The 20,065-nt window shown below is 65.7% G+C and carries 16 protein-coding genes and 2 pseudogenes; 12 read left to right on the top strand and 6 right to left on the bottom strand.

Going from position 1 to position 20,065, the window contains the following annotated elements; all coding sequences use genetic code 11:
* The 3 genes and pseudogenes from B7Y64_RS17310 to B7Y64_RS17300 form a co-directional block, all read left to right on the top strand.
* Positions 1–232, top strand: a pseudogene (locus B7Y64_RS17310) (hypothetical protein); the annotation flags it as partial.
* 229 nt (positions 233–461) lie between these two features.
* On the top strand, positions 462–1,982 hold the full coding sequence (locus tag B7Y64_RS17305; RefSeq protein ID WP_291325038.1) for an aldehyde dehydrogenase family protein: 1,521 nt from the start codon (positions 462–464) through the stop codon (positions 1,980–1,982).
* A gap of 148 nt (positions 1,983–2,130) precedes the next feature.
* On the top strand, positions 2,131–2,514 hold the full coding sequence (locus B7Y64_RS17300; RefSeq protein WP_291325036.1) for a DUF779 domain-containing protein: 384 nt from the start codon (positions 2,131–2,133) through the stop codon (positions 2,512–2,514).
* Here B7Y64_RS17300 and aldA read toward each other — a convergent pair.
* The 4 genes from aldA to B7Y64_RS17280 all read right to left on the bottom strand — a co-directional run bounded on the left by aldA (position 2,511) and on the right by B7Y64_RS17280 (position 6,940).
* Complete coding sequence (gene aldA, locus B7Y64_RS17295; protein WP_291325034.1) at positions 2,511–3,950, bottom strand: aldehyde dehydrogenase; 1,440 nt, start codon at positions 3,948–3,950, stop codon at positions 2,511–2,513. The two genes, B7Y64_RS17300 and aldA, sit on opposite strands and share 4 nt — an antisense overlap.
* A gap of 62 nt (positions 3,951–4,012) precedes the next feature.
* Positions 4,013–4,483 (bottom strand): DUF1097 domain-containing protein, encoded by a 471-nt coding sequence (locus tag B7Y64_RS17290; RefSeq protein ID WP_291325032.1) that lies wholly within the window; start codon positions 4,481–4,483, stop codon positions 4,013–4,015.
* Positions 4,484–4,548: 65 nt separating this feature from the next.
* Complete coding sequence (locus tag B7Y64_RS17285) at positions 4,549–6,255, bottom strand: methanol/ethanol family PQQ-dependent dehydrogenase (protein ID WP_291325030.1); 1,707 nt, start codon at positions 6,253–6,255, stop codon at positions 4,549–4,551.
* A gap of 100 nt (positions 6,256–6,355) precedes the next feature.
* Positions 6,356–6,940, bottom strand: coding sequence for a Rieske (2Fe-2S) protein (locus B7Y64_RS17280; RefSeq protein WP_291325028.1), 585 nt, complete (start codon positions 6,938–6,940; stop codon positions 6,356–6,358).
* 388 nt (positions 6,941–7,328) lie between these two features.
* Between B7Y64_RS17280 and B7Y64_RS17275 the strand changes: the two genes are divergently transcribed.
* From B7Y64_RS17275 to B7Y64_RS17265, 3 genes are all read left to right on the top strand, one after another.
* Positions 7,329–9,344, top strand: a complete 2,016-nt coding sequence (locus B7Y64_RS17275) for a sigma-54-dependent Fis family transcriptional regulator (RefSeq protein WP_291325026.1) — start codon at positions 7,329–7,331, stop codon at positions 9,342–9,344.
* Between the two features lie 270 nt (positions 9,345–9,614).
* Positions 9,615–9,986 (top strand): TonB-dependent receptor plug domain-containing protein, encoded by a 372-nt coding sequence (locus B7Y64_RS17270; protein ID WP_291325024.1) that lies wholly within the window; start codon positions 9,615–9,617, stop codon positions 9,984–9,986.
* Between the two features lie 39 nt (positions 9,987–10,025).
* Positions 10,026–11,702 (top strand): TonB-dependent receptor, encoded by a 1,677-nt coding sequence (locus B7Y64_RS17265; RefSeq protein WP_291325022.1) that lies wholly within the window; start codon positions 10,026–10,028, stop codon positions 11,700–11,702.
* An 18-nt stretch (positions 11,703–11,720) separates the two neighbouring features.
* On the opposite strand, the gene B7Y64_RS17260 is transcribed toward B7Y64_RS17265, so the two are convergent.
* On the bottom strand, positions 11,721–12,506 hold the full coding sequence (locus tag B7Y64_RS17260; RefSeq protein WP_291325020.1) for an ATP-binding cassette domain-containing protein: 786 nt from the start codon (positions 12,504–12,506) through the stop codon (positions 11,721–11,723).
* Positions 12,503–13,555: a tripartite tricarboxylate transporter substrate binding protein gene (locus B7Y64_RS17255; protein WP_291325018.1), complete on the bottom strand. Its 1,053-nt coding sequence runs from the start codon at positions 13,553–13,555 to the stop codon at positions 12,503–12,505. The genes B7Y64_RS17260 and B7Y64_RS17255 overlap by 4 nt, the downstream gene beginning before the upstream one ends.
* 183 nt (positions 13,556–13,738) lie before the next feature.
* On the opposite strand from B7Y64_RS17255, the gene B7Y64_RS17250 reads away from it, so the two are divergent.
* From B7Y64_RS17250 to B7Y64_RS17225, 6 genes and pseudogenes are all read left to right on the top strand, one after another.
* Complete coding sequence (locus B7Y64_RS17250) at positions 13,739–14,743, top strand: PQQ-dependent catabolism-associated beta-propeller protein (protein WP_291325016.1); 1,005 nt, start codon at positions 13,739–13,741, stop codon at positions 14,741–14,743.
* On the top strand, positions 14,740–15,942 hold the full coding sequence (locus B7Y64_RS17245; protein WP_291325014.1) for a branched-chain amino acid ABC transporter substrate-binding protein: 1,203 nt from the start codon (positions 14,740–14,742) through the stop codon (positions 15,940–15,942). The genes B7Y64_RS17250 and B7Y64_RS17245 overlap by 4 nt, the downstream gene beginning before the upstream one ends.
* Positions 15,924–16,754, top strand: coding sequence for an ABC transporter permease (locus B7Y64_RS17240; RefSeq protein WP_291325012.1), 831 nt, complete (start codon positions 15,924–15,926; stop codon positions 16,752–16,754). The genes B7Y64_RS17245 and B7Y64_RS17240 overlap by 19 nt, the downstream gene beginning before the upstream one ends.
* Before the next feature lie 129 nt (positions 16,755–16,883).
* Entirely contained in the window at positions 16,884–17,678 is a 795-nt protein-coding gene (locus B7Y64_RS17235) for a quinoprotein dehydrogenase-associated SoxYZ-like carrier (RefSeq protein WP_291325010.1), read from the top strand.
* 122 nt (positions 17,679–17,800) lie between these two features.
* A complete protein-coding gene (locus tag B7Y64_RS17230) occupies positions 17,801–18,796 on the top strand; it encodes a quinoprotein relay system zinc metallohydrolase 1 (protein WP_291325008.1) in 996 nt (331 codons plus the stop codon).
* A gap of 298 nt (positions 18,797–19,094) precedes the next feature.
* A pseudogene (locus B7Y64_RS17225) lies at positions 19,095–19,967 on the top strand (PQQ-binding-like beta-propeller repeat protein); the annotation flags it as partial.
* Positions 19,968–20,065: the final 98 nt, after the last annotated feature.

Here is a 20,065-nt window from a genome sequence, read left to right as displayed (position 1 = left end):
GTGGTTCAGGATGTGGCGGATTTCGGCGCTGTGGGTGATGAAGGCAATGATGCGCATCTGCCCACCGCACATGGGGCACAGCAGCGGAAATGCCTCGTACGAGGTCGTGCTGTCGCTCGATGGCGGCGGTCAGTGGGTGGGGTTTGCGGACCATCCGTTCGCCGCGCGCAAGGGTCAGAAGGCCTTCGCCATCATGTCGTCCAGCGCGCTGGTGGTGGGCCTGGTCGGCTGACAGCGTCGCCGGGTCTGGCAGCGCGGTTCATATGAACGCGCGTGCCGTGACAGCCTGACGCAGTGTGTGCCTGGCTGGGCCTGAATGGCACAACCTTTCACTTTGTGTTGTCAAAAAAGAGAGCATTCGTCTCAGATTGAGTCGCCGCGGGCGCGTGGCACGGGACTTGTGGGCAGAAGGATCAGCCGCAACGGCTTCATTCCTTTTCCACCCTTTCAGAGGACGACACATGATCTACGCCGCTCCCGGCGCCGCTGGCGCCAAGATGGTCTACAAACCGCAGTACAACAACTTCATCGGCGGCCAGTGGGTGGCGCCGGTCAAGGGCCAGTACTTTGACGTCATCACGCCCGTCAGCGGCAAGGTCTATACCCAGGTCGCCCGCTCGACCGCGGAAGACATCGACCTGGCGCTGGACGCCGCGCACGCTGCCGCCGACGCCTGGGGCAAGACCGACGCAGCCACGCGCTCCAACCTGCTGCTCAAGATCGCCGACCGCCTCGAAGCCAACCTCGAACTGCTGGCCTACGCCGAGACCGTGGACAACGGCAAGCCGATCCGCGAGACGCTCAATGCCGACATCCCGCTGACCATCGACCACTTCCGCTATTTCGCCGGCTGTGTGCGGGCTCAGGAAGGTGCCCTGTCCAACATCGACGAGAACACCGTGGCGTACCACATCCAGGAGCCGCTGGGCGTCGTCGGCCAGATCATTCCCTGGAACTTCCCGATCCTGATGGCGGCCTGGAAACTGGCGCCTGCCCTGGGCGCCGGCAACTGCGTGGTGCTCAAGCCCGCGGAGTCGACCCCGATCTCGATCCTGATCCTGGCCGAGCTGATCGCCGACCTGGTGCCCCCGGGCGTGCTCAACATCGTCAACGGCTTTGGCCGTGAAGCCGGCATGCCGCTGGCCACCAGCAAGCGCATCGCCAAGATCGCTTTCACGGGCTCGACCAGCACCGGCCGCGTCATCGCCCAGGCCGCTGCCAACAACCTGATTCCCGCCACGCTGGAACTGGGCGGCAAGTCGCCCAACATCTTCTTTGCCGACATCATGGACAAGGACGACGCGTTCCTCGACAAGGCGATCGAAGGCCTGGTGCTGTTCGCGTTCAACCAGGGCGAGGTCTGCACCTGCCCGAGCCGCGCGCTGATCCAGGAAAGCATCTACGACAGGTTCATGGAGCGCGTTCTCAAGCGCGTCGCCGCGATCAAGATGGGCAGCCCGCTGGACACCGACACCATGATGGGTGCGCAGGCGTCCAAGGAACAGCTGACCAAGATCCTGAGCTACCTGGAGCTGGGCAAGGCCGAAGGCGCGCAGGTGCTGATTGGTGGCGAGCAGGCGAAGGTCGGTGGTGATCTGGACGGCGGCTACTACGTGCAGCCCACGCTGTTCAAGGGCCACAACAAGATGCGCATCTTCCAGGAAGAAATCTTCGGCCCGGTGCTGGCCGTGACCACCTTCAAGGACGAGGCCGAAGCCCTGGCGATCGCCAACGACACGCTGTACGGCCTGGGTGCCGGCGTCTGGAGTCGCAACGGCAACGTCGCCTACCGCATGGGCCGCGCGATCAAGGCCGGCCGCGTCTGGACCAACTGCTACCACGCCTACCCGGCGCACGCGGCCTTCGGCGGCTACAAGGAATCGGGCATCGGCCGCGAGACCCACAAGATGATGCTGGACCACTACCAGCAGACCAAGAACCTGCTGGTCTCCTACTCCGAGAACAAGCTCGGATTTTTCTGACCCCCCCCGCGCCGCCTGCGGCGTCACCCCCCAGGGGGCAACGCTGGCGGCCCGGCAAAGCCGGTTCCGCGGCGTTCTGGACTCAGACATCTCACGCCGGAACGGTTATCGCCGTTTCGGCGTTTTCCATTTGCGCAAGGAGACAGACATGGTCGAAAAAGTCATCGCCACGCCCGCTGCGGTCGAGCTGATCGAGTTCCTCAAGACCAAGCACGGCCCGGGTCTGATGTTTCACCAGAGCGGTGGCTGCTGCGACAACAGCGCCGCCAACTGCTACCTGCTGGGCGAGATCACCATGGGCCCGGGCGACGTGCTGCTGGGGGTCATCGGCGGCTGCGAGTTCTACATGAGCAAGTCGCAGTACGCTACCTGGCGCCACACCCAGCTCATCATCGACGTGATCGAGGGCAACGGCGGCACCTTCTCCCTCGAAGGGCCGGAGGGCAAGGCCTTTCACACCCGCTCGCGGGTGTTCACGCCCGAGGAGATGGCGCAGATAGCGGCTGGGGGGACGTGTGCCGGTAACGTTTAACCGTGCTGCATGTAAATCATGTGGGTTGCGGTGAACTCATACAGGCCGTGCTTGCCATCGGCACCGCCAAGGCCCGATTTTCGGCGCCCGGCGTGGAAGCCCTGCATGGCTTCGAAGTGCTCGCGGTTCACGTACGTTTCGCCGAACTGCAAATCGCGGCTGGCGCGCATGGCCGACTTCAGATCGCGGGTGAAGATCGATGAAGTCAGGCCGTAGTCGGAATCGTTGGCCAGTGCGATAGCTTCGTCGAGGTCGTCTACTACCTGGATAGGTAGCACCGGGCCGAAGATTTCCTTGCGCATGATTTCCATGTCCGCTTTGCAGCCCAAAATCACGGTGGGCTCGTAGTGATAGCCTTGGCTGCGGTCGGCGCGACGCCCACCCAGCGCCACTTCGGCGCCTTCAATTCGAGCGCGATCCACCAAACCGGCAACCTTGTTCAGTCCGATTTCGCTGACCAGCGGGCCCATCATCACATCGGGCTGCCCAACCGGGTCCCCGTAGGTGGTGGCTTTCATGTGCGCAATGATCTTGTCAATCAGTTCCTGCGCCACAGGCCGCTGAACATACACGCGCTCGGCACAGTTGCACACCTGGCCGGTGTTGATAACGCGTGAGTCGTAGATGGCCTTCGCGGCCAGGTCCAAATCAGCATCCGCCAAAACGATGGCCGGCGCCTTGCCGCCGAGTTCCAAGTTCACTCTGGTAAGGTTGCGCGAAGCCGCTGCCATGATGCGCGTACCGGTCTCGACGCTACCGGTGAAGGAGATGACGTCTACATCGGGATGTGATGTCAGCAACGTTCCGGCGCGCGCACCGGTGCCGCTCACAAGGTTGAAAACACCTGCGGGAAGATCGGTTTGTGCTGCGAGCTCAGCGAATAGGAAAGCATTGATCGGCGTGATCTCGCTAGGCTTGATGACGATGGTGTTGCCTGTGACCAACGCTGGCGCCAGCTTGCGCGCGATCAGAAGAAATGGAAAGTTCCACGGCAGGATACCCACGGCCACGCCGATGGGCTTACGCAAGAGGAAGATGCTTTCGCCCGATCGGTCGCTGTTTATCACCTCGCCTTCTATTCGACGGGCCCATTCGGCCATGTAGTCCATATAGTCGGCGGTGAAGTCCACCTCAACGCGGGCTAAGCCCAACACCTTGCCTTGTTCGCGAGTGATGGTCTGCGCGAGCATTTCCCTGTTGTCGCGCAGCTTGGCGGCAATAGCGCGTAGGTGCTGCGCGCGCTGGATGGCAGGCAGCTTAGCCCAGCTCGATTGGGCCCTACGGGCGGCTTGCACGGCTTGTTCAATTTCTTCGTCATTAGCATTCGGCACTCTTGCCAGTAGCTCATGCGTGGCGGGATTACGTACCTCGATCATGGAGTCCTCGCGGCACGGGAGGAATTGGCCGTTGATGTAATTGCGGTAGTCGGTGACCATTGGGGGATCCTTCGAAATTTTGGGTTAACAGCGCGGGAAGCGTCGAAACGGGAGGCGAGGGGTCAGACAGCTGGTGCAGCTACTCGCTTGCCGATCAGCTCAGAAGCGAAACCGAAGGCGACACCAGCAACCCAGGTGATTGAGACGAGTAGGATTGTTTCGTCGGCCTTAGCGCCTGCACCAAAGAACGAGGCAGCCCCAAGAAATGCAGCGGGCGTATATGCCAGCACTGGCACGTCGGCCATGGCCACCAATACGAATGCCAGCACGGCCACCAAGCCGATAAGCCACGGCAACCCCCCGCCCAGCGCTGCTACGGTTGCCATCGTGGCAGCGGTCAGCAAGATCGCGGCGATGCCACCGGCCACAGACTTGAGCGCACCTGCGCTGCCTCCACCGGCCGCAAAAAATGCTGCCCAGGAGACGAAGCCAATCCAGGGGTTAAGGCGCAACTCGGGGCGACCAATGCTCAGGTATACCCATACCGCCACCAACGCGGCGATGCTCAGAGCCAATGTGTGCAGTAGTTTCATAGCTTTTGTTCCTATGTTTGGAGATTTGGTGAATGAGAAAAGTAGTGCGTGCCAGGTGTTGCTGACTATTTGGCAAGCTTGAACACCATGACGGTGCCGCCCTGAGGGACTACGGTCTTTTGCTTCATGACGGCGTTGAACGCACCTTGCATGCGTTCGGCATCCACGCCCCAACCCGACTGCACGGCGATGTACTGTTCGCCATCCACCTCGAATGACGAAGGCACACCGGTCACACCGGAGCTGGCCGGGAACTCCCACAGCTTCTGGCCGGTCGTGGCGTTGAACGCCCGGAACATGCGGTCATTGGTGCCACCTCCAAAAACCAAGTTGCCCCCGGTGGCCATCAGTGGCCCCCAGTTCATTTCAGGGTAGGTGTGGGTCCAGACGTTCTTCTTGGCACCCACGTTCCAGGCTTGCACTTCGCCGATGTGTTGCTTGGATGCCTCGGTGAGGCGTACGTTTGTGAGGATGTTGTCAAGCGCCACGCCGATATAGAGCTCGCCCTTCTTGTACTTCACGCTCTCTCCGGTGAATTCGGAGCACAAGTTGTTGTTGGCAGGCACGTACAGCATGCCGGTCTTGGGGCTGTAGGCTTCCGGGACCCAGTCCTTGCCGCCCCACAGCGATGGGCAGAAGTTGGTGGTCTTACCGGTGCCAGGCTTTTTGCTCTCGTCGTAGCTGGGGCGTCCGGTCTTCGGGTCAATGCCGGTGAACACGTTCTGCTTCACATACGGCCAGGCGTCGACGAAGTTGATCTTGCTGTCGGTGCGCTCCAGGTGCCAGAGGTAGCCGTTGCGGCCGGCGTGCACCAGCGACTTCACTTTCTTTCCGTTGCGCTGCACGTCGATGAGCAGCGGGGCCGAGACTTCGTCCCAGTCCCAGGCGTCGTTCCAGTGGTACTGGTGGTAGCCCTTCATCTTGCCGGTGTCCACGTCCAGTGCCAGGGTGGAGTTGGCGTAGAGGTTGTCTCCGGGACGGGTGTCTGGCATCCAGGGTGCGGCGTTGCCGGTGCCCCAGTAGCTGAGCTTGGTGTCGGGATCGTAGGTGCCGGTGATCCACACCGAACCACCGCCATGCTTGTAGGTCTCGCCTGGCCAGGTATCGCCACCCGGCTCGTTGGGCGCGGGGATGGTGTAGGTGCGCCACACTTCCTTGCCCGTCTCGGCATCCACGGCGATCACATAGCCGCGTACGCCATATTCACCACCGGACACACCGGTCATCACCTTCCCGTTGGCTACCAGTGGTGCCAGCGTTGAGTAGTAACCGGCTTTCCAGTCGCCCACGGCGGTCTTCCACAACTCCTTGCCGGTTACCGGGTCCAGCGCCACCAGCATGGCGTCGGTGGTGGCTAGGTAGAGCTTGTCTTTGTACAGCGCCACGCCGCGGCTGGTGGGATGGAGTTGCTGCAACTCTTCGGGGATCTGCTTCTTATAGCGCCACAGTTCCTTGCCAGTCTTGGCTTCAAACGCAATCACCTGGTTGTTGGGTGTGGCGACGTACATGTAGCCGTTGTTGACGATCGGGGGGGCCTGGTGTCCTTCAGGCATGCCGGTCACGTAAGCCCAAGCCAGCGTGAGCTTGCCGACGTTCTTGTCGTTGATCTTGTCCAGCGGGCTGTAGCCCCAGCCGGCGTAGTTGCCGCGGTACATCAGCCAGTTGGCGGCCTCGGGGTTTAGTAGCCGTGCGTCGGTCACCGGGGTATACGGTGCCAGCTCGGCCGAGGCCAGCAGGGGCACGAGGGCCATGCAGGCAGCCAGTCGCTTCATTGGGAATCTCATGTTGTCGCCTCTTCAGTGGTTGTCGTTGGGAATGCATGCGGTGGAACTACCGCGCTCATGCGGGAACAGCGGGGAAAGGGGAGGGGGCTCAGGTCGAAGTCTTGGTGCCCGGGGAACTGGTGAACGGGCCAGCCACCATGAGCTGGCCGCGATCAATCGTGAGCGGCAGCGCGGGCAGACTGCGTGGTGCGGGGCCGGCAATCACCTGGGCGCCGCGTGCTGGGTCGAAGCGCGAGAAGTGGCAAAAGCACATCAGGGCTTTGTCGGCGTCGATCCATTCGGTGACGTCGCAGCCTTGGTGCGTGCACACGGCCGAGAAGGCCACCACTCCGTCAGCGGCGCGCGCCTTCGTGGTGGCCTCGACGCTGGTGGGATCCAGGCGCACCAGCAGGATCTTGTTGAAGCGCGAGCCATCGCGCACCTGCTTGTTGACCGGGTCGAACGGAAAAGCCTGCACGGGCTTTGCGCCGAGTTTCACGTCGGCCACGGTGAGGGGGCGCGGCACCCCGTCAGCACCTGCGGCGACGAGGCGGTCGCCCTTGGTGGGCCGTTGATCAGCGCCTTCCTGGGCCTGAGCCGGGGCTATAGCGGCGGTGGCCAGGCTGGCGCCAAGACATGCACATGCTCCGCGTTTGAGAACTTCGCGGCGACCTTCGATAGATGATGGGCCCAAGTGGGGTTCGTGAAAGGTGTGTGGGCGGGGGGGTGTCATACCGTAGTGATCTCCTTGTTGGTGGCGACCCTTGTTGCAAAGGGTGTGCCATGCGACGCGGGCCTTGTCGTCTACTACTTGGCGCCGCAAAACACCAGAAAAGTCAAAGGCTTGCGCATCGCATCAGGGTTTTCACTTGGTGTGTGGGACCTGGTGCGCCAACAGCTACAGCTGATGCGCCAACAGCTACAGGTGATGCCTGCAGTAGCGTGGCGCCGCCACGCCGGGGGCGCCGCGCGATCCCGGCTGCGGGCCGATACCGATAGGCAAGGTCGGTCGCTTTGGCTAGAACCGGTGCGTCGCTGAAACCGAATGGCCACCGCATGGCCAGCGCCCAGAAGGAGTCACAGTGCCGATTTCACCCGCCACCCATGTCGATCGCGTGCTGCGCGCCGCGAACACCCAGCTGCCTGCGGTGGACACGCCGCAGGCGCTGATCCACCGCTCCTGGCAGCGCTGTCTGACCCAGCACGGCCTGGACCCGCATCAGGCCTTTGATCCCCGTGTGGAGAGCACGGGCCGCGTGCGCACGTCCCGCGAACGCCTGGAGGAATACCTGCAGGTGGCCCGTGGCGGCATGGAGCAGTTGTTCAAGCATGTGGCCGACCTGGGCTACGTGCTGCTGTTGACCGATGCGGAAGGCATCACCATCGACTACATCGGCAACGATTCCTGGGGCCGCGATGCGCAGCGTGCCGGCCTGTATCTGGGCGCCAACTGGCAGGAGGAGTTCGCCGGCACCAACGGCATTGGCACCTGCATCTACGAGCAGCGTGGGCTGACCTGCCACCGCGACGAACACTTCTACGTGGGCAACGTGGGCCTGAGTTGCAGCACCGCGCCGCTGTTTCATCCCGATGGCAAGCTCATGGGCGTGCTCGACGTTTCGGCCCTGGCCATGCCCAATGCGCGCGAGAGCCAACACCTAGCGCTGCATCTGACGCGGCTATATGCACAAATGATCGATGACGCGAACTTCACACGGCACTTCTCCGATCGCTGGCTCCTGCGCCTGGCGACCAGCTGGGCGTTGGTCGATGTGCGCGTCGACATGATGCTGGCCCTGGACCACGATGGGTGCATCGTGGGAGCGAATCCAGCGGCACGCCGGAAGTTGCGCGCGGGTCCGCAGGAGAGTGGGGTACTGGATGATGTGGTCGGACGACACCTCTCTGAGGTTTTTCACTGCACGATGGACAAGCTCTGGCGGCTTCCCCGTTCGGACAACCCCGCGGACAGCACGTTGCTCTCGCAAATGGATCACAAGAGCTACTTTGCCAGCCTTGTGGCCCCTCGGTTGCGCGGCGTGGCCGATCGTCCGCCTCTGTACGAAGCGAATGACATGGCCGAGCCTGTGGCAATTGGCCCCTCGCTTCGGCGGCTGTCCGGTGCAGATCGGCAGATGCACGCCTTGCAGCAGCGGGCGCAGCGCTTGGCGAACAAGCGGATTAATCTCTTGATACAAGGGGAGACGGGAAGTGGTAAGGAGGTTTTTGCAAAAGCTATTCATGAATCGAGCAACCGGCGAGACAAAGCGTTTGTGGCTGTCAACTGTGCGGCTATTCCTGAGTCGCTGATTGAAAGTGAACTCTTCGGCTACACCGCAGGTACGTTTACGGGGGCACGCACCCGTGGCATGAAGGGCCTTATTCAACAGGCCCATGGCGGCACGCTGTTCTTGGACGAAATCGGGGATATGCCACTGCACCTCCAGACTCGGTTGCTGCGCGTGTTGTCTGAAAACGAGGTTTTGCCGTTGGGGGCCGAGAGACCGGTGCCCGTGGAATTGACTGTGGTGGCGGCGTCACACCGCGATCTTCGTCAGCTGATCACGGCAGGTACCTTTCGCGAAGACTTGTACTACCGCCTATGTGGTGCGACGTTGCGGCTGCCAAGCTTGCGCGAGCGCCATGACATGGTCTACCTGATCGACCTGATCTTGCGGGAGGAGTCGGAATCGCCGGACATACCGGGGCATGTCACCCCCGAAACTTTGAAATTGCTGGAGCGCTATGAATGGCCAGGCAATGTGCGTCAATTGCGCAATGTGCTGCGTTTTTGCTTAGCACTTTCTGATGGCCACGTGATCCATCCCGTGCATCTACCGTCTGAAATAACAGCCTGCCCGCAAACTGTTCGTCCGCTCTTGGTGTCACCAGTGATCCAAGATTCTGATGCCCGGTTGCGGCAAGTCGATGGCGCCTCGCCTTCGACCGCACAGGGACTTCTGGCATTGCTACAGGCGCATCGCTGGAATGTTTCGGCCGTCGCCGCTAACTTGGGACTGGCGCGTACCACTATCTATCGGCGGATGAGGCGTTTCGGCATCGTTTCCCCGTTGGATACCTTGGATTTGCAATCCTGAGTTTCATGCGCTGCGGTGAACGCGCGTCAAGTCGGCACGCTTGGCAGGCTGGAGGCTGCTGTCGCGGCTTCTGGCCATTTCGTCGTTGAAGCGTGTCTTGTGCATTGTTGCGGCTCATCTGCGGTGAGCGGCTGCGTTTGCATCCCCCATAGCGAACGATCTGAATGTCATTCCATGCATGAATCATCTGTGATGTCACTGTTGGTGGCCTAAAAATTGCTGCTACCTAAGAGTCAACAGGCAATGGCCGACCCACTACGGAGACAAGACATGACCCCACGCAACCGCTTCGCGCTTCGCCGCCTCAACGCCGCCTTGCTCATGGCCCTGGCCGGCAGCGCCGGCGCCCAGACCCTGCAGGAGGTGGTCGTCAGCGCGTCCCGCCAGGAGCAGAAGAGCTTCGACGCCCCGGCCTCGGTGCAGGCCGTGGGACAGGAGGCGATCGAGGCCGCCGGTCCGCGCGTCAACCTGTCCGAGGTGATGAACCGGGTGCCCGGCATCACGGTGCTCAACCGCCAGAACTACGCCCAGGACCTGCAGCTGTCGATCCGCGGTTCCGGCTCGCGTTCGCCCTTCGGCATCCGCGGCGCCCGCCTGATCGTCGACGGCATCCCGGCCACCATGCCCGACGGCCAGGGCTAGGCCTCGACCATCAGCCTGCCCTCGGCGCAGCGCATCGAGGTGCTGCGCGGCCCGCTGGCCCAGCTTTACGGCAACTCGGCCGGCGGCGTGCTGCAGGTGTTCACCGCCGATGGCCCCGAGAAGCCCGAGCTGCGCTTCAGCGTCGACGCCGGCGCCGACAAGCTGCGCCGCGTCGGCCTGCAGGCGGCGGGGCAGAGCGGTTCGCTCAACTACGTGATCGACCACAGCGACTTTTCCACCGACGGCTGGCGCGTCAACAGCGCCGCGAAACGAAAGCACAGCAACGCCAAGCTGCGCTGGGCCGCCAGCGATCAGACCAGGTTCACCCTGGTGGCCAACGTCTTCGACCAGCCCGAGTCGGGCGATCCGCTGGGGCTGACGCGTGAGCAGATGCAGGCCGATCCGCGCCAGGCGGTGGCGAACTCGACGCTCTACCAGGCCGGCAAGGACGTGTCGCAGAACCAGCTCGGCCTGGTCGCCGAGCACCAGCTCGATGCCCGCAGCGAGATCACGGCGCGGGTCTATGCCGGTGAACGGAATCTGGACAACCGGCTCTCGATCCCGCTGTTTGCGCAGACCTCGCCGACCGCCGCCGGCGGCATCGTCCAGCTCGACCGAAGCTACAGCGGCACCGGCCTGCGCTACGCGCGCCGCATCGCCGTCGGCGAGGGCCAGCTGAGCTTGAGCGCCGGGCTCGACCTCGAACGCATGAGCGAACACCGCCAGGGCTTCATCAACAACCTGGGCCAGCGCGGCGCGCTCAAACGCGACGAAGACGACCGCGTCGACAGCACCGGCGTCTACACCCAGGCCGACTGGGCCATCAACGAAGCCTGGAGCGCGGTCGCCGGGCTGCGCGCCAACCGGGTGCGCTTTCGCATCGACGACCATTTCATCCGCGCCGGCAATCCGGACGACAGCGGCCGGGTGAGCTTCAGCGCCACCAACCCGGTGATCGGCCTGACGCGCCACCTGAGCCCCGACACCAACCTCTACGCCAACATCGGCCGCGGCTTCGAGACCCCGACCCTGACCGAGATCGCCTACACCGCCGAAGGCAGCGGGCCGAACCTGAGCCTGAGGTCGGCGCGCAGCACGCACGCCGAAGTGGGTCTCAAAACGAAGCTGACCGAGAACCAGCGCCTTGACATCGCGCTGTTCCACATCGGCACCACCGACGAGATCGTGGTCGCCTCCAGCAGCGGCGGCCGCACGGTCTACACCAACGCCGGCAGGACCCGCCGATCCGGTATCGAGCTGACCCACAGCGCGCAGTGGTCGCCCGAATGGCGCAGCCACCTGGCGCTGTCCACGCTCGACGCCCGCTTCGCCGAAACCTTCGCCAGCGGGTCCACCACGGTCGCCAAGGGCAGGCGCATTCCCGGCACGCTCAATCGTTCGCTGTTCGGCGAAATCGTCTGGCAGCCGCGCGCGCTGCCAGGCTTCACTGCGGCGCTGGAGACCGTGGTCCGCGGCAGCATGGTGGTCGACGACGTCAACAGCGACCGCACGGACGCCGCGACGCTGTTCAACCTGCGGCTGGGCTGGGAGCAGAAGCTCGGCGCCTGGAAGCTGCGCGAATACCTGCGGGTCGACAACCTGGCCGACAAGGACTACGTCGGCTCGGTGATCGCCAACGACGGCAACAAGCGCTTCTTCGAACCGGCGCCGGGGCGGCAGTGGGGCCTGGGCGTGACGGTGACCTACGCGTTCTGAACGCGGCGGAACCCGGAATCAGATTCCGGGTTTTTCGAGGGCGCGCAAGACCTCGGCCTGGAAATCGCCGCCCTGTGCTGCCTGCATGAAGCTGTCGATCGAGCCGTCGAAGCGCACCGTGCCCTGGTGCAGCAGCAGCAGCCGGTCGGCGGTTTTGACTTCTTCGATCAGGTGGGTGGCCCAGAGCACGGCCAGGCCCTGCTCGCGGCACAGGCCGCGCACGGTGTCCAGCAGCTGCTGGCGCGAAGCCGGGTCGAGGCCAACCGTGGCCTCGTCCATCAGCAGCACCCGCGGCTGGTGCAGCAGCGCGCGCACCAGCTCGACCTTGCGCCGGGTGCCGCCCGAGAGGCTGCGCACCACGGCCCTGGCCTGGTCCTGCAGGCCGATGGCGGCGAGCTGCGCATCGATGCGTTCTCGCGCGGTCTTGCGCGGGATGCCGTGCAGGTCGGTGTGGAACAGCAGGTTGGCCATCAGCGTCAGGTCCAGGTCGAGCGCGCTCTGCTGGAACACCACGCCCAGGCCGGCGAGCGCGCGCGCCGGCTGGGTGCGCATGTCCTGACCGAGCACCTGGATGCTGCCCTGGTCGGGCGTGAACAGGCCGGTCAGCAGCTGCAGCAGGGTGGACTTGCCGGCGCCGTTGGGGCCGAGCAGGGCCAGCATTTCTCCGGCCCGCAGCGACACGCTCACGCCCTTGAGCGCCGGTTTGCCGTTATAGGCCTTGTGCAGGCCCTCGGCGTGCAGCACGGCGTCGGGACCGGCGGTGTCGGCGGGGATGTCGGCAGGGACGTTGGCGGTGGAGGTCATGAGGCGGACCGGGCCAGCAGGTTCATGCGCGCGAGCAGCTTCTTCTCACGCTCGACGGTGGCAAGCACCGACTGGCGGTACTCGCGCGGGCCCAGGTAGTCGAGGCTCTGATCGTAGCGGGCCAGGGCCGCGGTGTGACGCTCGGCGTTCATCGCGCGGCGGAACACATCGTGCAGCTTCTGGATCACGGTCTCCGGCGTGCCAGCCGGTGCAGACAGGCCCCAGGGCGAGGTGTAGACCGCCTGCGGATAGCCCAGTTCACGCATCGTCGGCGTGTCGGGCCAGCGGGCGGTGCGCGTGGCGTTGAAGGTGGCGAGCAGCCGCATCTGGCCCTTCTCGACCCAGGGCGCGAAGCCGGTCGAGTTGACGCCGGCCATGATCTGGTTGCCGGCGATCGCCAGCATCTGGTCGGCCGTGCCCTTGTACGGGACATGCACGTACTTCACGCTGTGCTGCAGCAGGATTTCTTCCATCGCCAGGTGGGCGGTGGTGCCGACGCCGGTCGATCCCAGGATCAGTTCACCGGGGTGCCTGATGGCCCAGTCGATCAGTTCGGGGGCGGTCCGGAACGGGCTGTTGCCCGGCACCAGCAGGCCGAAGCTCACGCCGGAGACCTGCAGGATAGGGGCCAGGTCGGTCAGCGGGTCCCAGTTCACGTGGTTCATCAGCGCGTGGCGGTAGACCGTGATCGGCACCTGGCCGATGGTGTGGCCGTCGGGCTCGGCCGCCTTGAGCGCGGGCGCCACCAGGGTGCCGGCCGCCCCCGGTTTGTTGACCACGATGACCGGCTGGCCCAGCAGCGGCTCGGCCTCTTCGGCCAGGATGCGGATTGTCAGGTCGGTCTGTCCGCCGGCCGGCCAGGGCACGATCAGTTGCAGCGGCTTGCTCGGGAAGGGCGCCTGTGCCTGCGCCTGCGGCAGCGCCGCGGACAGGGCGGCGGCGCCACCGAGCGCCAGCAGTGCGCGGCGGGAGCAGCGCGAAGGGCCAGGGGTGCCTAGGGTTATCCCTGTGTCATTTTTGAACGCTTGGAACAGGGGGCTGTGTCTCATGGCGGGGCTGGTCGGTCTCCGATCCCGCGGAAAAGCCCGGGGACGCGCCCTGGACAGGCAAATTCCGTTCCTGTACCAGCCGTGGTCCGCTGGCACCGATATTGCAGAGGGTTCGCGCGCCTGCGATGTGTGATGTGGACCGTGCAGGCGATTGCGTTTGAAGAATTCCAGGAGACCGCCCCCATGGCCCTTCGTGCCAACGCCTTCCGCCGCGCCCGGCGCTCGCTGATCGCGGCCCTGTGCGCCCTCGGCGCCACACTCGCGCTCGGCCTGCCGGCGCATGCCGAGGGCAAGGTCTACGTTTCCAGCGAGAAGGACCACAAGGTCCATGTGTTCAGCGCGGCCGGCGAGCGGCTGGCGGCGATCGATGTCTGCCAGCGCCCGCGCCACCTGCGGTTCAGCCGCGACCAGCGGTCGATCTATGTCGCCTGCGGCGACAGCAACCAGCTGGGCGTGATCGACATCGCCAGCGGCCGGATGGCGGGCACGCTGGCGCTGGGTGACAGCCCGGAGATGTTCGACCTCAGTCCCGACGGTAAGACGCTCTATGTCTCGATCGAGGAAGAGAACCAGCTGGCGGCCTACGACCTGGCGAGCGGGAAGCCGCTGTTCCAGGTCAGGACCGGCGGCGAGCCCGAGGGCGTGCTGGTGATGCCCGATGGCAAGAGCGCCTACGTCACCTCCGAGGTGGCCAATGTGGTGCACCTGATCGACCTGGGCCAGAAGAAGGTGGTCAAGAACATCAAGGTCGGACAGCGACCGCGCCGCTTCGTGCTGGCCAGTGGCGGTGCCGAGCTCTGGGTGAGCAACGAGCTGGACGCCAGCGTGTCGATCGTCGACACCCGGAGCAACGAGCTGAAACAGTCGATCAAATTCGCGCTCAAGGGCATGCGGGACACCGACATCACGCCCGTGGGCATGGTGCTCAGCCCCGACGGCAAGAGCGTGTGGGTGGGACTGGGCCGCGCCAACCACGTCGCCGAGATCGACGTCGCGACCCGCGCGGTGAAGCGCCAGGTGCTGGTCGGCAAGCGCGCCTGGGGCCTGAGCTTCGGTCCCGACGGCAAGACCCTGTACGTCGCCAACGGCCTGTCGGATGACATGACGATCATCGACACCGCGTCGGGCAAGGCGATCAGGACCGTGCCCGCAGGCCGTGTGCCGCACACCATCCTCGTAAGCCCATGACATCACGTTCGAGCAAAGCCCTGCGCATTCTGGTGAGCGCATTGGCGCTGACGGCAGCGCTGCCGTCACTGGCCGCTACCAAGGTCACGATCGCGGTGGTTTCGCTTGACGGCGACCCGCGCCATGCGGTGCGCCGGATGGAGAAGGCTTACCCGGGTCACCCGACCGGGCGCGCCGTCGACGGCGTGAAGCTGGCGGCCGAGGATTCGGCTTTCGAGCTGGACGCGGCGGGCATCGAACTGGTGGTCAAGGACGTGGTGTTGCCCAATGCGGCGGGGCTTGACAAGGCGCTGGCCGAACTCAAGGCGGCGAAGGTGCAGCATGTCGTCGCCGACCTGCCGGCGACCGCGCTGCGGGCACTGGTGCAGGCGGCGCCGGCGGCGCTGGGCGGCGCGATCGTCTTCAACAGCGGGCTCGACGACGACGCGCTGCGCGGTACGCAGTGCGCGGCCCAGCTGCTGCACACCTACCCGAGCCGCGCCATGCTCAGCGATGCGCTGGCACAGTACCTGGCGGCGCGCAACTGGCGCAAGGCGCTGGTGCTGCAAGGTCCTTTGCCGGGTGACGCGCTGCTGCTGGAAGCCTTCAACCGCTCGGCCAAGCGCTACGGCATCAAGCCCACGGCCAGCAAACCTTTCAAGCTCACCGGCGACCCGCGCGAGCGCGAGCTGGGCAATGTGCGCCTGCTGACCGGCAGCGACCGTGAGCACGAGGTGGTCGCGGTGCTCGACAGCGATGGCGAGTTCGCCCGCACCGTGCCCTATGCGACCCAGCTGCCGCGGCCGGTGGTCGGCGCCAATGGCCTGGTGGCCCTGGCCTGGCACCCGCTCTGGGATCGCAATGGCGGTCCGCAACTCTCGCGCCGTTTTGCCAAGGCGGCCAGGCGGCCGATGAGCGGCCACGACTGGGCGGCCTGGATGGCCGGGCGCGCCATCGCCACGGTGCTGGCAGATCAGCCGAAGGCGACGGTCGCCCAGCAGCTCAAGGCGCTGCGCGGCGGCGCGGTCGCGGTCGATGGCTTCAAGGGACCGCGGCTGTCGTTCCGGGTCTGGGACGGCCAGCTGCGCCAGCCGATCTTCCTCGGCCACGCCGACGGCGTGGTCGGCATCGCGCCGCTGGACGGCGTGCTGCATCCAAGAGAGGTGATGGACACCCTGGGTGTCGACGAAGCGGAGAGCGCATGCAAGCAACGACCCTGAATCTCCCGCCAGCGCCGGCGTTGCTGCCGCACCTGCTGCGCGCGCTGCGTGCGGTGGTCGGGCGCGAGATCGGCCGCTTCCTGCGCCAGCCCTCGCGCCTGGGCTCGGCGCTGGTGCGGCCGCTGCTGTGGTTCGTGGTGTTCTCGGCGGGCTTTCACAACGTGTTCGGCGTGGCGATCGCGCCGCCCTACGAAACCTACGTCGAATACAAGGAATACATGGTGCCCGGCCTGCTGGGCATGGTCGCCCTGTTCAATGGCATGCAGAGCTCGCTGTCGATGGTCTACGACCGTGAGATGGGCGTGATGCGGCTGCTGCTGACGGCGCCGCTGGCGCGCGGCTGGCTGCTGGCGTTCAAGCTGCTGGCGGGCACCGCGCTGTCGCTGCTGCAGATGGTGGTGTTCCTGGTGATCGCCTGGGCCTTCGGGGTCGAGCTGCCGCTGGCGCACCTGCCGGCCGCCCTGCTGGCGATGGTCTGCGGCGCGGTGATGCTGGCCTCGGTCGGGCTGGTGCTCTCGGTCTACGTCAAGCAGCTGGAGAACTTCGCCGGCACCATGAATTTCGTGATCTTCCCGATGTTCTTCATCAGCCCCGCCCTGTACCCGCTGTGGAAGCTGGAGGAGTCGGGCGCCTGGTGGCTGCTGCGGCTGGCGCAGGCCAACCCCTTCACCCACGCGGTCGAGGCGATCCGCTTTGCGATGTACGGGCAGTTCAACGCCACCGCCTGGGCCGTGGTGCTGGGCTGCACGGTGGTGTTTTTTCTCGCCGCGCTCTGGGGCTACGACCCGCAGCGTGGCTGGGTACGACGATGACCCCCCTGCGCCGCTGCGCGTCTTCCCCCCCCAGAGGGGGGACCCCACCAGTGGCCCGGCGAAGCCGGTTCCACGGTGTGTGCTGGACCAGACACGCACTCCGAGCCAACCCAGATGAGAGTCGCTGCCATGAGTATTGACCGCCGAGGTTTGTTGTCCAGCCTGGCTGCTTGGATGTTGTGTCCGTATGCACTTGCGCAGGACGACCAGACCGGCGGCGACCCGCTGGGCTCGATGCAGTACCCCAGCCTGCGCGAGCAGACCATCGGCAAGGCGGTGGCCCGGTTCACCGATGCGGTGGTGGTCAGGGGGCCGGAGTTCGCCGACGACGCGATGAATGTGCCGCTGCTGGTGGACGCGCGCGGACTGGAGGCGGTGGGGGGTGGCGTGGCGCGGATCCGGGTCGCGGTCGACCGCAACCCGGTGCGCCAGGTGCTGGAGTACGAGCCGCTGCGGGCGTTGCCGGTGCTGGCGTTCCGCATCCGCATGGAGCAGGCTTCGCCGGTGCGCGCCTTCGTGCAGACGCGCGACGGCCAGTGGCATGTCGGCAGCACCTGGGTGCAGGCGGCCGGCGGCGGTTGCACGGTGCCGGGCCTGAGCCGCGCCGACGGTTCCTGGAGCAAGACGCTGGGGCAGGTGCAGGCGCGTTTCTTCAACAACGTGATCGAAGGCAGCCGGCGGCTGCGGCTGCGTGTGATGCACCCGATGGACACCGGGCTGGTGGCGGGCATCCCGTCTTTCCACCTCGAACAGCTGGAGCTGCAGGACGCGGGCGGCCAGGTCTGGTGGCGGCTGCTGCTGCACGAGCCGGTGTCCGAGAACCCGCTGATCACCTTCGAGTTGCCGACGCAGTCGCCGCCGGTGTTCCGCCTCACTGGCCGCGACAACAACGGCAACCGCATCGAGGCCGAGGTGCGGGTATGAGCCCCCTTGCGATCCATCGCCTACGGCGCCGTTTCGCGGCTCCACCGCTGCGCGGGTCGCTGCTCCCCAAGGGGGCTGATCCGGCTTGGGGCGGCCCGGCGCCGGATCGGAGGGCAGTCCGGGTGAGGCGCCTGCCGTGGGCGCTGCTGGCGCTGTGCGCCATCGCGGCCCAGGCGCAGCCGGTGACCGTGCCAGCCGTGGCGTCGAAACCCGACCCGGTCCGACTGGACTACGACCTGCGGCCGCGCCAGATCGCCACCGACACCTGGGTGATCGAGGGCGAGGTCGGCGACTTCAGCCGCGCCAACGGCTGCAACATCATCAACACCGGCTTCATCGCCACCGGCGCCGGGGTCCAGGTGATCAACACCGGGCCGTCGCGGCTGTATGGCGAGCAGCAGCGGCGGGCGATCGAGCGGGTGACGAAGGAGCCGGTGCGGCGGGTGCTGCAGCTCAACCTGCACCCCGATTACTTCTTCGGCAACCAGGCCTGGGCCGACACGCCGACCGAGGCCCTGGCCGGCAGCATCGCTGGTATGCGGGCCGAGGGCGGCGCCTACGCCGACAACCTGTACCGCCTCTGCGGCGACTGGATGAAGGGCAGCGAGGCCACGCCCTCGCGCCAGGCGATCGATCCGGCTGCGCTGGCGCAAGCCCAGCCGCTGGGCGGGCACCGGCTGGAGCTGCTGCGGCTGAGCGGCCACACCGCCGACGACCTGGTGTTGCTGGACCACACGACCGGGGTGCTGTTCGCCGGCGGGCTGGTGTTCAGCGAGCGAGTGCCGACGACGCCGCACGCTGACTTCGCGGCCTGGCTGGCGAGCCTCGATGTGCTGGAGCGGCTGATCACGCAGGGCACGGCGAAAACCGTGGTGCCCAGCCACGGCCCGGTGCACGAGGGGCTGGCCGGGGTGCGGCAGACGCGCGACTGGCTGCAGTGGCTCACGACGCTGATGCAGTCCTCGGCCGAGCAGGGCCTGGACCTGGGCGAGCTGCTGCGCACACCGGTGCCCGAGCGCTTCGCGCGCTGGGCCGCGCAGCCGGCGGAGCTGCAGCGTTCGCTGACCCAGTGGTACCCGCGCTACGAGCAGCGGGCGATGGCTGCGCCGCGCAGGTGAGCCATTTTTGAACACTGTCACAGCGCTGTCCCGCGCGCCCGCGGGGCAGTGGCGCAGTTGAGCGCCACCGGGCCCCGCGCGGGGCCGCAGCCGTGCCACAAACCTCGGTGGAAACCCTTGACTTTGTGATCCCGGCCGGCTGGCACAGAAGTTGCCATTTGTCGCCGGTGTTGTGTACGCCAGGACCGGAGGGTCGGAGCCACGAGAGCGGTCCGGCGGCACCCACCACCGCAAAGCCATCAACCCCCGAACGAGCAGGAGACCCACAGTGAAACGCACCCTTTTGAGCCTTTTGGTCATGGCCGCCACGGCCCACGTCGGCGCCCAGGGCGTGACCGACGCGATGATCGCCAACGACGCGGCCACGCCCGACAACGTCCTGAGCTGGGGCCTGGGCACGCAAGGCCAGCGCCACTCGCCCCTGACCGGCGTCAACGCCAAGAACATCAAGAAACTGGTCCCGGTGTGGTCCATGTCCTTCGGCGGCGAGAAGCAGCGCGGCCAGGAATCGCAGCCGCTGGTGAACAAGGGCAAGATGTTCGTCACCGCGTCCTACTCGCGCATCTTTGCGCTCGATTCCAAGACCGGCAAGAAGCTCTGGAAGTACGAGCACCGCCTGCCCGAGGGCATCATGCCCTGCTGCGACGTGGTCAACCGCGGCGCCGCGCTGTACGACAACCTGGTGATCTTCGGCACGCTGGACGCCCAGCTGGTGGCGCTGGACCAGGACACCGGCAAGGTGGTCTGGCGCGAGAAGATCGACGACTACTCCGCCGGCTACAGCTACACCGCGGCGCCGCTGATCGCCGAAGGCCTGCTGCTGACCGGCGTCTCCGGTGGTGAGTTCGGCGTTGTTGGCCGCGTGGAAGCGCGCGACCCCAAGACCGGCAAGATGGTCTGGACCCGGCCGGTGGTCGAAGGCCACATGGGCTACAAGGACGGCAAGGAAAACGGCATCAGCGGCACCACCAACGCCACCTGGCCTGGCGACACCTGGAAGACCGGTGGCGCGGCCACCTGGCTGGGCGGCAGCTACGACGCCAAGACCGGCCTGGCCTACTTCGGCACCGGCAACCCCGGCCCCTGGAACAGCCACGTGCGCAAGGGCGACAACCTCTATTCGACCTCCACCGTGGCGATCGACGTGAAGTCGGGACAGATCAAGTGGCACACGGATAGGAAATTCAACCGCATGAGGCCAAGTATGGCACGAGTTTTGGGCCTCGAAACACGTTCGGCCAAGGAAGGTTGAGCGCTCGCTTGCCGCTC

The sequence above is a fragment of the Acidovorax sp. 35-64-16 genome, assembly GCF_002281195.1.
Lineage (GTDB): Bacteria > Pseudomonadota > Gammaproteobacteria > Burkholderiales > Burkholderiaceae_C > Acidovorax > Acidovorax defluvii.
Note: the sequence above shows the minus strand (reverse complement) of the source record. Positions and strands in the feature narration are given on the sequence as shown.

Excerpts from the sequence above, each read along its gene's own strand:
- B7Y64_RS17305 (WP_291325038.1), top strand. The coding sequence starts at position 462 with ATGATCTACGCCGCTCCCGGCGCCGCTGGCGCCAAGATGGTCTACAAA.
- B7Y64_RS17300 (WP_291325036.1), top strand. The coding sequence starts at position 2,131 with ATGGTCGAAAAAGTCATCGCCACGCCCGCTGCGGTCGAGCTGATCGAG.
- aldA (WP_291325034.1), bottom strand. The coding sequence starts at position 3,950 with ATGGTCACCGACTACCGCAATTACATCAACGGCCAATTCCTCCCGTGC.
- B7Y64_RS17290 (WP_291325032.1), bottom strand. The coding sequence starts at position 4,483 with ATGAAACTACTGCACACATTGGCTCTGAGCATCGCCGCGTTGGTGGCG.
- B7Y64_RS17285 (WP_291325030.1), bottom strand. The coding sequence starts at position 6,255 with ATGAAGCGACTGGCTGCCTGCATGGCCCTCGTGCCCCTGCTGGCCTCG.
- B7Y64_RS17270 (WP_291325024.1), top strand. The coding sequence starts at position 9,615 with ATGACCCCACGCAACCGCTTCGCGCTTCGCCGCCTCAACGCCGCCTTG.
- B7Y64_RS17260 (WP_291325020.1), bottom strand. The coding sequence starts at position 12,506 with ATGACCTCCACCGCCAACGTCCCTGCCGACATCCCCGCCGACACCGCC.
- B7Y64_RS17255 (WP_291325018.1), bottom strand. The coding sequence starts at position 13,555 with ATGAGACACAGCCCCCTGTTCCAAGCGTTCAAAAATGACACAGGGATA.
- B7Y64_RS17250 (WP_291325016.1), top strand. The coding sequence starts at position 13,739 with ATGGCCCTTCGTGCCAACGCCTTCCGCCGCGCCCGGCGCTCGCTGATC.
- B7Y64_RS17245 (WP_291325014.1), top strand. The coding sequence starts at position 14,740 with ATGACATCACGTTCGAGCAAAGCCCTGCGCATTCTGGTGAGCGCATTG.
- B7Y64_RS17240 (WP_291325012.1), top strand. The coding sequence starts at position 15,924 with ATGCAAGCAACGACCCTGAATCTCCCGCCAGCGCCGGCGTTGCTGCCG.
- B7Y64_RS17235 (WP_291325010.1), top strand. The coding sequence starts at position 16,884 with ATGAGTATTGACCGCCGAGGTTTGTTGTCCAGCCTGGCTGCTTGGATG.